Genomic DNA, 15,767 nt, shown 5'->3' on the forward strand with positions numbered 1-15,767 from the left:
TTGTGCACTGAAATTTTTCCGACAGACCTTTCTTAGGCCACTTCCGGCCTCTAAGACTGCCGCAATTTAGCATTTATCGCCAGTCACGACTGCCTGACCGGGCAGCCAACGCTGCAGAATCTGCTGTAGATCATTACGTTTGAACGGCTTTGTCAGGTAGTCGTTCATTCCCGCCTCCAGACAGCGCTCCCGATCACCCTGCAAGGCATTGGCCGTCAGGGCGATGATCGGCAGGTCACGACCCTGCGGCATCTGGCGGATTCGCCGGGTCGCTTCGTAGCCATCGACGATCGGCAGCCGGCAATCCATCAACACCGCCGCGAACGGTTGCCGTGCCACCAGGCTGATGGCCTGGGCGCCGTCCCCCGCAGTAAACACCTCGAAGCCCAGGCTGCGCAGCATGGCCTGGATCACCGTCTGGTTCACCGGGTTGTCTTCCACCAGCAGAACCGACTGGCCCTCGGCGTCGTTCGGCGCCGTAGTGGCGGCGATGGCCAGCAGCGCCGGGCGCGCCTGCAATGTCAGCGGCATTTCCAGGGTGAAGGTCGAGCCCACGCCCACGCGGCTTTCGGCACGCAGGCTGCCGCCCATGCGTTCGGCCAGGTTACGGGCGATGGACAGGCCCAGCCCGGTACCGCCGTAGCGGCGGGAAATCGAGCTGTCGGCCTGCTGGAAGGCGACGAACATGGTTTCCAGGCGCGAATTGTCGATGCCGATGCCGGTGTCGCGCACGGCGCAGGTGAACCAGATCAGTTGCCGGTCGAGGATCTGCCAGCGCGGAATGACCTGGACGCGGCCCGCTTCGGTGAACTTGAGGGCGTTGCCGATCAGGTTGACCAGCACCTGGCGGATACGGGTCGGGTCGCCGCTCACCTGGAGCGGTTCCATGCTCTCCGGCATTTCCAGCTCCAGCGTCAGGTTGCGCTGCTGGGCGGTGTGCAGGAACGACTGCACGCTGTTGCCGATCAGTTCGGCGAGGTTGAAGTCGATGTGCTCCAGCTCCAGCGCGGTGCGCTCGATGCGGGAGAAGTCGAGGATGTCGTTGATGACCTTGAGCAGGTGCCCGGTGGACTCGCTGGCGACGCTGGTGTAGTCGGTCTGTTCGTCGCTCAATTCGGTGGTTTGCAGCAGTTGCAGCATGCCCAGCACGCCGTTCATCGGGGTGCGCAGTTCGTGGCTCATCATCGCCAGGAATTCCGACTTGGCCTTGTTCGCCTGCTCGGCTTCTTCGCGCGCCTGGGTCATCTGCGCCATGGCTTGTTCCTGCTCGCGGGAGGCCTGGGCCAGACCGCTGGCGAGGTTGTTGATGTGCCGGGCCAGGTGCCCCAGTTCGCTGTCATCGACCTCTGGCAGCGGGGTGTTGAAGTCGCCTTTCTGGATCGCCTTGACTGCATGCCCCATGTCGCGGATCGGCTCCGACAGGCTGCGCGCCAGGCGCCGGGCCAGAAGGAAGGTGAAGAGCAGGGCGAACAGCGCGAGGATCCCGGCCTTGATCACGATCTCCTGCTGGCGCTGGCTGAAGGCGTCATTGGACATGCCGACGATCACCCGGCCCAGGTAGTCGTCCGCGATGATGCTCGGCGGTTCTTCCCCTTCTTGCAGGAAATCGGCGTCGAGGTTGATCCGTTGCAGGCGGATCGGTGCCTGGAACACTTCGACCTGTTGGGCGCGGTTGACGTGTTCATCGGGCTGCTCGACGTACACCAGGATGTGATTGGCGTTGTCCTGCACTTCCAGGAAACGCACATGGGGAATGGTCAGGGTGGCGCGCATCAGGCTTTCCAGCACTTCGTCGTTGCCGGCGATCACCCCGTATTCCGAGGCCGGTGCCAACTGGTTGGCGATCAACTGACCGGTGTGGTTCAGCTCCTGACGCAGGTCCTGGATACGCACAAAGGTGAAAAAACTGATCAGCAGCAGCGTCAGCACCAGGGCCGGGCCGAGGCTGATGATCTGGGTGCGGGTGCTGATGTCCCAACTCACGGCTTTCATCGGGTGGATTCTCCTGCGGCCACGGCCTGGCTGGCGGCATCAGGGTCGATTGCCTCGACGCCCAGGGCCCGGGCGACCTGCTGGTTGCCGGAAACGCTGAAATATTCCGGGTAATGCGTGCGCGGCCATTGGTCCGCAGGCTTGTCGAGCAGGTGGTCGAGCACCGCGAGCCAATCGTTCTGGTCGCTGTAAGTACTGGCCAGGGCGCCGGCGCGGACGAAGCCGGCGTTGGGGCCGATCAGCGCCATCTGCCGGGCGTAGCTGCTGAGCAGCAGGTTTTTCGCGGTCTTCGGGTTGTAGAGCTGAGGGTCGTCGAGGCCCAGCAGGACATCGGTGTCCCGCAGCAGGGCCTGCAAGGGCCGGTTGTCCTTCAGGTCGGGCCACGGCTGTGCGTCGATTTCCAGGCCCAGTGGCTGGGCGGCATGGCGCAGTTCATCGAGCAGAAACTGGCTGTGTTCGCTGTAAAGCACGCCCACCCGCCGCGCTTGCGGCAGCAGGTAGCGGATCAACTGCAATTGCCGAGGCAGCGGCGGATCGCTCCACAGCAGGCTGAGGTAAGGCGGGCGCAGATCGCCCAGGCGCTGATAGGCCTGGACCCGGCTGATACGCAGCACCAGCGCCGGTGGGCCAGCCGGCTCGCGCAGGCGCCAGTCCAGTGCGGGCAGATCGAGCAGGATCAGCCGCGTGCCGGTTTTGACCTGGCCGGGGGCGGGCAGTTGTTCGATCGGGATGAAGCGCACGGTGTCCGCCGGGCGCCGCGCGGCCAGTGCTTCGACGAAGTCGCGCACGCTGTCGTTGTCTTGAGCGCCGGTGAGCAGAATTTCGCCGGCAGCGAGCGATGCCAGAGGCCACAGCAGGACCAGCAACAGGCAGCGCCGCAACCTGCGCATCAGAATTCCAGCTCCGCGCTGAAATACAGCAGGTGCCGGCTGTCGTAGCGGTTGTCGGCTTTGGTCAGGGGCTCATCGTCAAGGCGCTGTTGCAAGGTGCCGGCCAGCTCCAGGCTGGCGCGGGGCAGGGCGAAACGTTTGGCCACGCGCAGATCGACCCGCTCGAAACGGTACTGGTTCAGTGCATCGTCCCCGTAATAGAAGAGGGCGCTCGACCAGCCCCGCCCAAAGTCGTGCATCCAGCCGGCCGAACCGCTGTTGCTGGCGGTCAGGCGCTGGTCGTCGGGGTTGCTGGCCTGGGCGTCGACGTAAGCGTAGGTCAGGCGCACGCGGTCGGCGGTGCCCAGGCGCCAGTCCAGTTGGGTTTCGCTGCCGGTGAAGCGGGCGTTGTTGCTGTTGCTGGCGATGTACTGGTTGTTGCGCAGCGGCTCGCTGATCATCCCGCTGATTTCGTCGTAGAACAGCTTGAAGTCGACGCTCAGGTCCACTTCGGCGAAATAGCCGTTGTAGCCCAGCTCCCGCGAGCGCATGCGTTCCTGGTCGAGGTTGCCGGGGCCACGGGTCTTGACGAAGTATTCGCCGGTGCCCTGGCCAAGGGCGGGAGGATTGAGGTTGGTGACCCGGTAGCTCCAGTTGACGTTGTTCTCGAACATGTCCGCCGAGCGCACGGCTTCGGAGTACACCGCGCGCAGGCCGTGGCGCGGGGTAATCAGGTAGTTGACCGCCATGCGCGGGGTCAGCGAGTCGCCCGCCAGTTGCGAATACTCGTACATCGCGCCGCCCTGGACGATCCAGTGCTCGTCGGCCCGCCATTCGAGCTGGCCGAACAGGCGCCAGGTCTGGTCATCGAGGCTGCCGTTGAAGTAGGTCTGCGAGTTGGCACGGTCGTAGCGGTAATTGACTCCGCTGAGCAGGCGCAGGTTGTCGGTGAGGCTCAGGGTGTCCTGGATTTCCAGGTCGTAGCGGGTTTCGCGGGTGCTCTGGTCGATGTCGCCACAGACCGGCTGTTTGCCGCCGTTCTCCCACTGTTGCTTGACGATGCCGGCCAGGCGCTGTTCTTCGTTGGTGCCGCGTGGAATCGGCGCGGTGATGTTGCGCGCCAGTTGCTCGGTGTAGTTGGGGTTCAACTGCCAGAGCCGGGTGAGCTCCTGGCTGAAGGAAATCGCTGCATCGCAGGCGCGCACACCTGCTGGCGGTCCCAGTGCTGGGCCGAGCCCTGGACGTACAGGCTGTGCTGCGGGCTGAAATCGATGTTCCAGCGCAGCGAACCGGCGTAGTCCTTGGCGTTGACGTCGGAGTTGTCGCCGTTGTCGGTGATGCCATAGAACACCGGCTTGTAGGTGTAGGGGCGTTGGTCGCTGCCTTCTTTTGCCGAGAGCTGCCAGTCCAGGCTCTGGCTCGCGTCCAGGGTGTGGCTGGCGCTGATGTTGAAGCGGGTCAGGCGGCGGCTGTCACGGTAGTCCGCGCCAGACAGGTTGTTGTCGAAGCCGTCGTCCTGCATGCCGGACAGCGACAGGCGCAGGTCGCCGCCATCCCAGCCGATACCCTGGCTTGCGTAGAAATCGTCGATGCCGCGTTGGCCACGGGTGATCTTGAGGCGCGTGCCATGGCTGTCGGCCGGGCTGCGGGTGAGGATGTTGACCACCGCCATCAGCGCGTTGGCGCCGTAGCTGACGGTGTTGGGTCCACGGAACACCTCGATGCGCTCGATGTCTTCCATGGCCAGCGGAATGTCGCTCCAGTCCACGGTGGCCAGGCCCGCGCGGTACACCGAGCGGCCATCGATCAGCACCTGCATGCGCCGGGCGTCGTTGACGTTGCTGCCGTGGTAGTTGACCGTCGGCTGGTTGCCGGCGCCGTAGCCGATCATCATGCCCGGCACCAGGCGCAGCAGCTCGGGGATATCGCGGGCACCGCTGGCCTTGATCAGCTCGCTGTCGAGCACAGTCATGCTGCCGGGCACCGCAGCCGGGGATTGTTTGAGGCGGGTGGCGGTCAGAACTTCCGGCACCGCCTGGCTGTCGATGAACAGGTCGTCGGCCACGGCGGGGCCGCCGAGCAGGGCGGCCAGCAGCAGATAAGGGTGTGAAGGGCGAGGGCCAGAGGACACAAGGCGGCCTTGATCGGAAAGACAAGCGGGCATGTTAACCGACCGCCCGGCATTTTCCAGTGATCTGGCGCTGGTCGCGGCGCTCCGTATAATGCTGGCTTCGCCACTTTTTATGGTTTTAACGGATTGGATATGACTGAACAGCAGCCTGTTGCGGTTCTGGGAGGCGGAAGTTTCGGCACTGCCGTGGCGAACCTGCTGGCCGAAAACGGTATCGGGGTACGGCAATGGATGCGCGACCCCGAGCAGGCCGAGGCCATGCGCACCACCCGCGAAAACCCGCGTTACCTCAAGGGCATCAAGATCCATCCGGCGGTCGAGCCGGTCAGTGACCTGCTCTCCACCCTGCAAGGCAGCGAGCTGATCTTCGTCGCGCTGCCGTCCAGCGCCCTGCGCAGCGTGCTGGCGCCGCATGCCGAATTGCTCGGCGGCAAGATGCTGGTCAGCCTGACCAAGGGCATCGAAGCGCAGACCTTCAAGCTGATGAGCCAGATCCTCGAAGAGATCGCCCCCAAGGCGCGCATCGGCGTGCTTTCCGGGCCGAACCTTGCGCGGGAAGTGGCCGAGCACGCGCTGACCGCCACCGTCGTCGCCAGTGAAGACGAAGCGCTGTGCCAGCGCGTCCAGGCCGTGCTGCACGGTCGCACGTTCCGCGTCTATGCCAGCGCCGACCGCTTTGGTGTCGAGCTGGGCGGTGCGCTGAAGAACGTCTACGCGATCATTGCCGGCATGGCGGTCGCCCTCGGCATGGGCGAAAACACCAAAAGTATGCTGATCACCCGGGCCCTGGCGGAAATGACCCGGTTCGCCGTCAGCCAGGGCGCCAACCCGATGACTTTCCTCGGCCTTGCCGGCGTCGGCGACCTGATCGTCACCTGTTCCTCGCCCAAGAGCCGCAACTACCAGGTGGGCTACGCTCTCGGCCAGGGCTTGAGCCTGGACGAAGCGGTCAACCGCCTGGGCGAGGTGGCCGAAGGCGTCAACACCCTCAAGGTGCTCAAGGCCAAGGCGCAGCAGGCGCAGATCTACATGCCGCTGGTGGCCGGGTTGCACGCGATCCTGTTCGAAGGGCGGACCCTCGCCCAGGTGATCGAGTTGCTGATGCGCGGCGAGCCCAAGACCGACGTCGATTTCATTTCCACCAGCGGTTTCAATTAAGCGATTCAGGAGCACGACATGAGTGAGTCACCCAAACAGGCGCAACGTGAGTCGATCGTTTTGCGCGTTCTCTGGATGCTGCTGTTCCTGCTGGTCTGGCAGGTTGCCCAGACCCTGCTCGGCGTGCTGGTGCTGTTGCAGTTGATCTACCGCCTGGTCTACGGCGCACCGAATGGCAGCCTGATGAATTTCGGCGACAGCCTGAGCCAGTTCCTCGCCCAGATCGGTCGCTTCGGCAGCTTCCACACCGAGCAGAAACCGTGGCCGTTCGCCGATTGGCCGACCCCGCGTCCGGCCGAGGGCGAAGCGCCGCACAGCGTGCCACCTGCGGCCCATCCGGTGCGTGACGAAGAGCCGAAGCTGTGAAGGTTTGGGTATTGCGCCACGGCGAAGCCGAGCCGCACGCCCGCAGCGACGACCAGCGCAACCTGACCGCCCATGGTCGCCAGCAGGTGTTGCGCAGCGCCGCGCACCTGCTGGGTCAGCCGCTTGATGCGATCCTGGTCAGCCCTTATGTCCGCGCCCAGCAGACGGCCGGGCTGGTGCATGAGGCGCTGGGGTTCGCCAAGCCGCTGGTCACCGTGCCCTGGCTCACCCCGGAAAGCGACCCGCTGCGGGTCATCGAAGAGCTTGACGGGCTCGGTCTCGACCACGTTCTGCTGGTCAGCCATCAACCGCTGGTGGGGCAACTGATTGGTCTGCTGACCAAGGGCTCTCGCCAGGACAGCGCGCCGATGAGTACCGCGAGCCTGGCGGAGCTGGAAGGTGACTTCCCGCTGGCTGGGCTGATGAATCTGCGTAATTTGCGCCACGCCTGATCGCCTTTCTCCTCTCTCCGCTGTAGCCCACCGATGCCGTGTTTCACGGCGTCGCGTGGGCGCGCTACCTAGCATTTTTGTCAGTTTCGGGCCTTGGGTCTTTGGCGTTTACTCGTCGTCATGCAGTCGCCGGTCAAGGCACTCGCCTGTGTCGGCGTCCATTAGTGCCTCCAGTCACCCCACCAGGAATGCGTTGCAGGTGCAGACGGCGAAACCCCAAGGAGAAACAACCATGAACATTTTCAATCCACTCACCACCGCGCAGCAGGTGCGTTCGGATTACCGGCGCAAGCTGATGGACAGCCGGAACGAGATAGCGGCACCCACCGTGCCGGATATCATCCCCGGCGATCCCGATGGCCTGATTCTGGCCTCTGTGCTCGCCAATCCGCTGAAAGTCACCATCCCGACCTGGCGCGTCGGGCCCTTTCCTCCGGGGTTTTCGGAAACGTTAACGCTGCGCTGGGCCCAGCAGGGGACCGGCCAGTACCTGACAATTCTTGAACAGACGGTACCCAGGGACGCTATTTTTCCCTTGGAGCTGTTCATTCCAGTCGAGAACTTCATTGAGGGCCGCAGGCTGCTCGGTTATGAAGTGAGTACCTGGGATAACTCCGACCTGGTCTCGCAAGACCTCCCGTTGAGACTGGACACCACGCCACCTTACGACCTTGAGTCCCCTGTTGCGCTGACGCTCGAAGCTGCCGTGATCACGGACGCCTGGCTCGATGAGAATCAAGGGGAACTGTTGGCAACCATCACCGCGTACGCTGACAAAGAGCCAGGTGATTCCGCCTTTCTGTTCTGGCTCAGAGAAGTACCGGACGACGTGGGCGATATCCCTATCGATGGCATGATCGAGCTGGACACGGTCATGGACTTCAAGCTCACTCGGGAATTTCTGGCTGCGGCAGGTGATGGTGACTGGTATGCCCTGTACATCATCAGGGACAGGGCCGGAAACCTCAGCCGGGTCTCCTACCCAACCAAGGTATCGGTAGCCTTGGGCGCGCTGCCGAGTAACCTTCAGGATCCGGTAGTACCGCTGGCCTTGGGCGATGGCATCGACCGTGATGACGCGTTTCTTGGCGTCGTGGTGGAGATTCCGCAGTTCGATGGCGGCAAGAACGGCGACCTTATTCAAGTGAAGTGGGGCACGACGGCGCTGGAAGAGTATCCACTGGGCCCGTCACCGAGCTTCCCGCTGACAGTGCAAGTGCCGTGGTCGGTGATGAGAGATCTCTACGATTTCAACACCGGGGGCGCTCAGCCTGTTGTGGTGAGCTATGAGGTGAAACGCGGCAGCCTGTCATTCCCGGGAGCACCGCTGACTACAGAGTTTCAAGTCAACTTCGAAGTGGTCGGGCCAGAGAATCCTGCGGCACCTGATCCCGTCAACCCCAGCCTGCCGGCGGTAGTAGTCAGGGGCGAATCGGGGCAGGACAACAAGCTGATCCAGAGTGACAACGGAAATGACGCCACGGCCTACATTCCCCTTTACGACTCGGCCAAAGCGGGCGACATGATCTGGCTTTACTGGAATGGGGTGCGGATTCCCGAATTTTACGATGTCAAACCGGGTGACGTGCCTGGGGACATAGTGGAAATGACCATCCCATGGGCGTGGATCGAGCAGACCGGCAACCGTACGGACCTGCCCGTTCATTACCTGATCACTGACCTGGCTGAAGTCAACCACCAGAAATCAGCAGTCACCCGCGTTGAGGTGCTGGTCGAAGTCATCAGCTTCCCGGCTCCTACGTTCCCGCATATTTATTCAGGCGTGGATGGCCTTAAAGTCCTGAACTGCTCTTCGATTCGCAGCCACAACGGCGAGCATGGTTTCTTCGTTCATATCGCGCCTGATGGCAAATACCTCAAGGCCGGTGTGGAAGTGACCCTGGACTGGTGGGTGACCGAATGGCTGGAGGACGGTGAGGGGGGGATAGTTCCGAATACCGAATTCACTGCCCAAGTCATCCTTGATGCCTCCCATGAGGCCAATGGCGTCGATATCTTCGTTCAGCCCTACGAAACACGCATCCTGCCCGCTTATACCCAGACAACCAATGGCGTCGGGCTTTCCAGTGCACATTTTCGCCTGATTGCGGGCGGTGAACTTGTCGCGTCGCAGACGGCGGTGGAATACATCGGGGTCAACCTTCAGTGTCCGATGCCATGACAGGTCCGCTGAGCGGACAGTGAGCAGGCAATAACGATGGTGCGATCAGGTGTTACAGGAAAGACCTGGTCGTGCTGTTGTTGCTGATTGCGACAGGAGGACTGTCGACTTGACCCATGGTCTGTGTTGAAAAGCCCTACATATATTCGAGCAGTTGGTACTTATTCTTTCGGGCTTTTCCGGAAGGGGCGTTGGTCATTCAGCAGTGCGCCTGACGGTCGAACCCCAACCAGTGAAGGATATGTTCATGGATAGCTCGTCAGCGTTTGTTTCGCGCCGTTTGCCATTTGCCCGCAAGCTCATGTATTTCGCACCGTTGCTGTTCGCAGGACAGCAGGCAATGGCGCTTGAGCTGGACAACCGGACATTCAACTCGATCGACCGTGACATCGCCGAGCCGATCAACATGAAAAACCAGGCGGTACTGAACATGACCCGCGGCAGCGGGCAGGACATCACCGCGCGAAATGGCTCCTCCGTCAATCTCAATGGTACGACTATCAAGGCCGGGACAGGTCAGGACGGCGTCTGGCTGAGCAACAGCCACGCGACGATCATTGGCGGGTCGATTACTGCCGACGCAACCGGCCTGCTGCTGGCCCGAGTCAACGGTTCGGGCACCGGATCCACCGCTTCGGTGACAGGCACAGTCATTACCGGGGCGACCGGAGCTTCGGTTTCGATGGACAGCGTCCTGCAGTTGAGTAACGCGCAAGTTACCGGCACCACCCAGGACGGCCTGCGCATGTTTACCGGTACAGTCATGGCCAGCAATGGCACGATCATCCGGGGCGCGGAGAATGGTGTGCAGATCTTCGGCGAGTCGACTGGCACCGGCCTCGGTAACCTCACTCTGGACAACAGCACGGTGATCGGCGAAAGCGGCGCGGCCATTCTGGTCAACGGTATCGCGGGCGATCCGCAGGCCACCATCAACGTCAACAATGGCTCGCAACTGCAAGGTGCCGACGGCGTGCTGCTGCAGGTGGCCGGTAACGGCAGTGCGACGTTCAACGTGTCCAGCAGCGTACTCACGGGCGATGTGGTCGTGGAGGAGGGCAGCACGGGTGCCGTCAACCTGCTCAACGGCTCGGTACTGACCGGGCGGCTCGAGAACGTCGAGGCACTGAGCGTCAACAGCGCGGCGCAATGGGTGATGGTCGAGGACTCGACCGTGCAGAACCTGGAAATGGGCAGCGGTGGCAGCATCAAGTTCGGCAACCCGGGCGACTTCTACACCCTGTCGGTAGAAAACCTTTCGGGCAACGGCATTTTCGAAATGGAGGCTGACTTTTCCCAAGGCCTGTCCGACAAACTCGAGGTGACCGGTGTCGCCGACGGCAATCATGAAATCCTGGTGCACAGCAGCGGCGCCGACCCGCTCTCCGACGCCCGCCTGTTACTGGTGGAAATCGCCGGCGGCAATGCGCAGTTCGCCTTGTTGGGCGGTGAAGTGGACCTGGGTACCTGGTCTTACGGCCTGGCCCAGGACGGCAACAAATGGTACCTCGATGCCAGCACCCGCAAGATCAGCCCTGGCGCCCGCACCGCGCTGGCCATTTTCGAAGCCGGCCCGACCGTGCTCTACGGCGAACTGAGCACTCTGCGCAGCCGCATGGGCGAGATCCGCATGAACGACAGCAAGGCCGGCGGCTGGATGCGCACCTACGGCAACAAGTTCAACGTGTCTGCCCAGGGCAGCAGCTACAGCCAGGTGCAGCAGGGACTTGCGTTCGGTGTCGATGCGCCGCTGCCCTACGGCGACGGCCAGTGGCTGATCGGCCTGCTCGGCGGCTACAGCACCTCCGACCTGGACATGAGTCGCGGCACCTCCGGCAAGATCGACAGTTACTACGCGGGTGTCTACAGCACCTGGCTGCAACCGGAGTCCGGCTACTACGTCGATGGCGTGCTGAAATTCAACCGCTTCCAGAACCAGGCCGATGTGCACTTGAGCGACGGCGCCACGGCCAAGGGCGATTTCGACAATGGCGCGGTCACGGCCTCGGTGGAAGCCGGTCGGCATATCAAGCTGAACGACGACTGGTTCGTCGAGCCCTATGGCCAGTTGGTCGGCGCGCTCATCCAGGGGCAGAGCTACGACCTGGACAACGGCATGCAGGTGGACGGCGACCGCAGTCGTTCGCTGCTCGGCAAGGTCGGTGTGACGGCCGGCCGTGACATTCTCATGAGCAACCAGATGCGGGTTCAGCCCTATGTCCGCGCAGCGTTGGCCCATGAGTTCGTCAACGGCAACGAGGTCGAGGTCAACGACAACCGCTTCGACAACGACCTGTCCGGCTCGCGCGGTGAACTGGGCGCGGGCATCGCGTTGTCGCTGACCAATCGCATCGCTGTGCATGCGGACTTCGACTACAGCAATGGCGAAACGATCGAGCAACCCTGGGGTGCCAATTTCGGCGTTCGCTACAACTGGTAAGCAACCTTGAAGGCCGGAGCCCGGTGCCCTTGAAGGCATTGGGCTCCGGCCTTTTTTTGCTTTGCGCAAGGGCCGTTACCCTGCCAGCTACCTGATATTTTTGTCAGTTTCGGCACTTCCCTCCCTATTGTTCAATGAGCGCTCCAGACTCCGACGAGTGAGCAGCCATGACCGATTTCAACCCTCCTTCCGACTCTGCCTCGACACCCGTGGCTCAGCTTCTCGAACTACCGGCACCCAGGGTGACGGCGGCCCTGGACCCCATTCCAGGCGGTGAAGAAAACCTGCTGCCGATCACTGCACTCAGTGCACCCCTGAGGGTCGGTTTCGACAAGTGGCCGACATCCAGCCCCGGGCTGGGCGAGGAGCGCCTTGACCTGCTGTGGGACGGTCGGGTGGCGGCCAGCAAAAGCTGGACGGCGCCCATTCCCGACAATGATCTGTTCATCATGCTTCCCGACGAGAACCTGGCGCCGGATGGCCCTCATCAACTGCTTTACGAGGTGGTTGACTGGGCGGGCAACAGCCATCGTTCCTTGCCGCTAACGATCACCATCGACACCAGGGCGCCAGTGCACCCTGGGAATCCCGCCAAGCTGGTCTTCCCCACGGAAGTCATTTTTGGCGGGATCACCAACCAGTATCTGGAGGCCAACAACAACAGGGTCGAGGCCACCGTGCCCAAGACCTCCTATACGTTCAAACCGGGCGACCGTCTCAAAGGGTTCTGGGAGGAGGGCCCGTACGGCCAGAACCAGGTCATTGATGTCGAACTGACCCCGGACCTGACCGTCTGCTTCGATGGCGAGATGATCGAGCGAGAGGGCAATGGTGAGCGGGTGATTACTTACCTATTGCAGGACCGTGCAGGCAATGACTCCAAGCTGTCCTTATCCGCACAGCTCACAGTGAACATCCTTCCCCCTGAGCCACGACCGCTGGTAACGGTGGTGCAGGCCCAGCCCGGTAATCCGGGTGAAGGCACCCTCGATCCGAAAAACACTACCAGCGGCGTCACCGCTCGGGTTCCCGCGCAGCAGGACGACATCAGCGGCGCCACCCTGACCCTGCACTGGCGTGGTTTCGGCGACTCCGGTTCGTTCCAGACCACTACGCCCAGCTCGCCGGATGGCATGGACTTCAAGATCCCCGCGAGCGCCATTCCCGCCAATATGGGGCGTAAGGTCGAGGTCTATTACAGCGTGAAATGGCCGACCGGCGAGCCGGAAATCTCGGCGACTTATTTCCTCACCGTACAGAAGCTGGCGACCACCACCATGATGTTGCTCAGTTGCTCGCAGGCGGGGAGCGGCAAGCTCAGTCTCGCCAGCGTGCCGCAGGGCGCCAACCTGTCGATGGCCCCCTGGCCGTACAAACCGCTGGCAGACGGCATGCGCATCAACCTCTGGGTCACCGGGCTGGATCAGCAGGGGGCGTCGATCCGTTTCGACCTGCTGAAAGCTCAGGTCGTGCCCAAGAACGCCTCTCCGGTGACCGCGGTATTGCCCAGGGCCGACCTGCTGAAGCTGCAATTGGACAAGATCTTCGCCACACGTGTTGCCGTCAGTTTCGATGATGGGGAGACCTATCTGGATTTCCGGTTCCTTGACCTCAATCTGGTGAGCTAGGAGGTAAGTCATGAGCACCCTGGCTGAGTTGTTGTCCGTGATGAAGGGCAAATCGCTGACCCTGGGCTGGGGTGCGATCGTGGTGTATGGCCGGGACAAGGCCAATGCGTTGCTGCTGGAGCAGACGATCGAGCGCCTGCAATCGACCGACAGCTACATTCAGCCCATCAGCGGCGAGTTGTATCTGGAGGACATTGTCCGCACCCGCATGTACCTGCACGGGTTACAGCTTTCGGCGCCGATACTGTCGTTCGAAGCGGCGCGACGGCGCAGTCAGGGTGCGACCTTGCGTTTTCCTGTTGAGGGCGGAATGGTGGTGACCGCCATAGCCCCCGCTGGCAGTTTCGAGCGTGTGGTCAGGCTGGAGCAGCAATTGCCGCTGGCGCAGGCAACCCTGAGCATGCACCTCGACCTGCGCCGTACCACCGGCGGCAGCAACGCCGGCAGTGTGTTCATCGAGCTGCATGAAGGCACGGAGATCACCACCTCGTTCGGCTATGACGACGCCACGCGCAAGGCCGTGGCGGCGTTCTTCGAGAAGAAATTCCAGGACCTCGACAGCACACGCCGGCGCTTCGACCTGGGCAGCATCGGCAAGGAGGAGGTGCCCGAGCTGACCCCGGAAACCTTCGATCTGCGGACGGCAACCCGCGGCGATGGCGCACAACCCGGATCGCCGGATTACGGCGACGGCGCCATCGAGTTGTATGTCCGTTTCAAGGGCGGGCCAGCGGGCGATGCTCCCGGCCCGTCCTTTCCGTATTTGCTGCCTGACGGTTTCAGCGGCAGCCTGGTGCTATCCAGCCGTGTGCTGTTCGACAAGGTGCTCAAGCCGCAACTGCTGAGGGATATTGGCTATGGCATCGGTTTCGCCGACTACGCCGGCGGCAAGGACACGGCCTGGGTGCTCAAGGCCAATGCCGGCGAATTTGCCGCGCCGTTCGATTACCACTACACGGTGCGCAATGGCGATTTTGATGCGGTTTTTTCCAGCGATATGAAAACCACCTTCGGCCCCGAAGGCAGTCACCCGCCGTTGACCGTGAGTACCGACGGCTCGCTCCTGAGCGTGTACTGGAAGAAAACCACCTCCACGCCCTTCGCGCGGGTCATCCACTGGGACTGGCCGTCCGGTGACGAATGGGACTACGGCAACCTGAACTTGAGCTACGAGTTCTATCTAGCCTTCTCCGCACAGTTGATGAGTGATGGCGTGGTCGGTTTTTTTCCACACATGACCTCCAGCAACTCCCTGATCGTGAGCGGTCACGACTGGCTGCCCGACCTGGGCGCTGGGCATCAGTCGCGGATCAACGAGGTCGCCAAGGAGCATTTCCTGCCGGTGGTGCTGAAGATGTTCGAGGGCGTGAAACCACCCGCCGTCGATACGTTCATCACCCGCAATCTGCTGTTTCCCGGGCGCAACGCTTTGCTGCCGAACCGGGTGTTTTTGCCCGGCGACCTGTTGCTGGTCGGTGAGGTCCAGCAGCCTTTCGTGGTGCAGCCCGCAGAGGCCATGCTCGCGGCGGGGGGGAGTCTGGTGTTCACCACCCACCCGGCGCAATCCGGTATCACCTGGAGCCTGGCGGGGGTGCGTGGCCAGCAAGACGGGTTCGGCAGTATCGACAGCGGCGGGCGCTACACGGCGCCTGCGGCCAATACGCTGGTCCAGGGTTTTATCAGTGTGGTGGTGACCGCCAGCAAGGGCGCGGGCTCGGCCAAGACCACGGCCTCGACATTGGTCCATGTGGTTCGCGAAACCGTGGCGGTCAGCCCGCTGTTCCAGGTGTGCGATGCCGGCGCATCGCAGATCTTTTCCGCGTCCGCATTGGGCGCGGGTACGCTGCGCGCTGTCCTCGACAACCCGGGCAATGGCGGCAGCCTGACGGCGGACGGCCACAATCAGTGGCGTTATACCGCCGGGCCCAGGGACCCGCGCGAGTATTTCGTGCTGGATCCCGTCACCCTCACCGACAGTGCCAGCGGGGCCAGCAAGAAGAACTTCATCCTGGTGATTCACGACGTGCTTACCCTGCGCATCCAGCTCGATGAACCATCGCCGGGACAGGGCGGACAATTGCGCGCGTTCGTGGGCCCCACCGAGGTACCGGCTGCCCAGGTGGAGTGGAAGGTGATCGGCGATGGCCGGGTCGATGCTGGCGGGCGTTACTCGCCACCGGCCAGTGGGATTGCCGGGTTTGACCTGATCACCGGGTTGACCGGCAAGAGCGAATTCATTCCGCCCAGCGGCTATCTGGTGATTCCGCGCACGGCGGCGTTTCCAAAGGGGCTTCAGGCGAGGCGGGATCCCTCTTTCACTATCTACGTCAGTTGGGACGCGGTGCTTGGTGCAGTGGAATACGAGGCATGGGGGTTCCAGCGCAAGACCACCACGACGGCGCTGAAATGCACGTGGTGGTTCGCGGTGGTAGGCATCGGGTCGATTTCGCTGAAATGGCGGTACGCGGATGGGCAGTGGTCGGAGGCGACGGTGATTCGGTTTGCCAATATGCCGGAGGCGAAACGCGAGTGATGCACGTGGCTGACCG

9 protein-coding genes and 1 pseudogene are annotated in these 15,767 nt (G+C 62.6%); 7 read left to right on the forward strand and 3 right to left on the reverse strand.

What is annotated here, in order from left to right; genetic code table 11:
• Positions 1 to 66: 66 nt before the first annotated feature.
• From HWV67_RS13945 to HWV67_RS13955, 3 genes and pseudogenes are all read right to left on the reverse strand, one after another.
• Positions 67 to 1,992 (reverse strand): response regulator, encoded by a 1,926-nt coding sequence (locus tag HWV67_RS13945; protein ID WP_175651638.1) that lies wholly within the window; start codon positions 1,990 to 1,992, stop codon positions 67 to 69.
• The gene (locus HWV67_RS13950; protein WP_175651639.1) at positions 1,989 to 2,882 is read right to left on the reverse strand and encodes an ABC transporter substrate-binding protein; all 894 of its coding nucleotides are present in this window, start codon (positions 2,880 to 2,882) and stop codon (positions 1,989 to 1,991) included. Before HWV67_RS13950 ends, HWV67_RS13945 begins: the two co-directional genes overlap by 4 nt.
• Positions 2,882 to 5,025: pseudogene (locus HWV67_RS13955) on the reverse strand (TonB-dependent receptor plug domain-containing protein). The gene HWV67_RS13950 and the pseudogene HWV67_RS13955 overlap by 1 nt, the downstream one beginning before the upstream one ends.
• A 99-nt stretch (positions 5,026 to 5,124) precedes the next feature.
• Here HWV67_RS13955 and HWV67_RS13960 point away from each other — a divergent pair.
• The 7 genes from HWV67_RS13960 (at position 5,125) to HWV67_RS13990 (ending at position 15,751) form a co-directional block, all read left to right on the forward strand.
• Positions 5,125 to 6,150, forward strand: coding sequence for an NAD(P)H-dependent glycerol-3-phosphate dehydrogenase (locus HWV67_RS13960; protein WP_175651640.1), 1,026 nt, complete (start codon positions 5,125 to 5,127; stop codon positions 6,148 to 6,150).
• A gap of 18 nt (positions 6,151 to 6,168) precedes the next feature.
• Positions 6,169 to 6,516 (forward strand): DUF4389 domain-containing protein, encoded by a 348-nt coding sequence (locus HWV67_RS13965; RefSeq protein ID WP_175651641.1) that lies wholly within the window; start codon positions 6,169 to 6,171, stop codon positions 6,514 to 6,516.
• The gene (gene sixA, locus HWV67_RS13970; RefSeq protein WP_175651642.1) at positions 6,513 to 6,968 is read left to right on the forward strand and encodes a phosphohistidine phosphatase SixA; all 456 of its coding nucleotides are present in this window, start codon (positions 6,513 to 6,515) and stop codon (positions 6,966 to 6,968) included. The genes HWV67_RS13965 and sixA overlap by 4 nt, the downstream gene beginning before the upstream one ends.
• 232 nt (positions 6,969 to 7,200) lie before the next feature.
• A complete protein-coding gene (locus HWV67_RS13975) occupies positions 7,201 to 9,150 on the forward strand; it encodes a hypothetical protein (protein WP_175651643.1) in 1,950 nt (649 codons plus the stop codon).
• A 247-nt stretch (positions 9,151 to 9,397) separates the two neighbouring features.
• Positions 9,398 to 11,590 carry an autotransporter outer membrane beta-barrel domain-containing protein gene (locus HWV67_RS13980; RefSeq protein WP_256680113.1) on the forward strand — a complete coding sequence of 731 codons (2,193 nt, stop codon included), beginning with the start codon at positions 9,398 to 9,400 and terminating at the stop codon, positions 11,588 to 11,590.
• Positions 11,591 to 11,757: 167 nt separating this feature from the next.
• Entirely contained in the window at positions 11,758 to 13,218 is a 1,461-nt protein-coding gene (locus HWV67_RS13985; protein WP_175651644.1) for a hypothetical protein, read from the forward strand.
• Between the two features lie 10 nt (positions 13,219 to 13,228).
• Positions 13,229 to 15,751 (forward strand): hypothetical protein, encoded by a 2,523-nt coding sequence (locus HWV67_RS13990; RefSeq protein ID WP_175651645.1) that lies wholly within the window; start codon positions 13,229 to 13,231, stop codon positions 15,749 to 15,751.
• Positions 15,752 to 15,767 lie beyond the last annotated feature (16 nt).

Origin of the sequence: Pseudomonas sp. Marseille-P9899, from assembly GCF_903166565.1 — a bacterium.
GTDB lineage: Bacteria > Pseudomonadota > Gammaproteobacteria > Pseudomonadales > Pseudomonadaceae > Aquipseudomonas > Aquipseudomonas huaxiensis.

Bases quoted from the DNA above. Each gene is read 5' to 3' on its own strand.
- HWV67_RS13990 (WP_175651645.1), top strand. From the start codon at position 13,229: ATGAGCACCCTGGCTGAGTTGTTGTCCGTGATGAAGGGCAAATCGCTG.
- HWV67_RS13960 (WP_175651640.1), top strand. From the start codon at position 5,125: ATGACTGAACAGCAGCCTGTTGCGGTTCTGGGAGGCGGAAGTTTCGGC.
- HWV67_RS13945 (WP_175651638.1), bottom strand. From the start codon at position 1,992: ATGAAAGCCGTGAGTTGGGACATCAGCACCCGCACCCAGATCATCAGC.
- HWV67_RS13965 (WP_175651641.1), top strand. From the start codon at position 6,169: ATGAGTGAGTCACCCAAACAGGCGCAACGTGAGTCGATCGTTTTGCGC.
- HWV67_RS13975 (WP_175651643.1), top strand. From the start codon at position 7,201: ATGAACATTTTCAATCCACTCACCACCGCGCAGCAGGTGCGTTCGGAT.
- HWV67_RS13980 (WP_256680113.1), top strand. From the start codon at position 9,398: ATGGATAGCTCGTCAGCGTTTGTTTCGCGCCGTTTGCCATTTGCCCGC.
- HWV67_RS13950 (WP_175651639.1), bottom strand. From the start codon at position 2,882: ATGCGCAGGTTGCGGCGCTGCCTGTTGCTGGTCCTGCTGTGGCCTCTG.
- HWV67_RS13985 (WP_175651644.1), top strand. From the start codon at position 11,758: ATGACCGATTTCAACCCTCCTTCCGACTCTGCCTCGACACCCGTGGCT.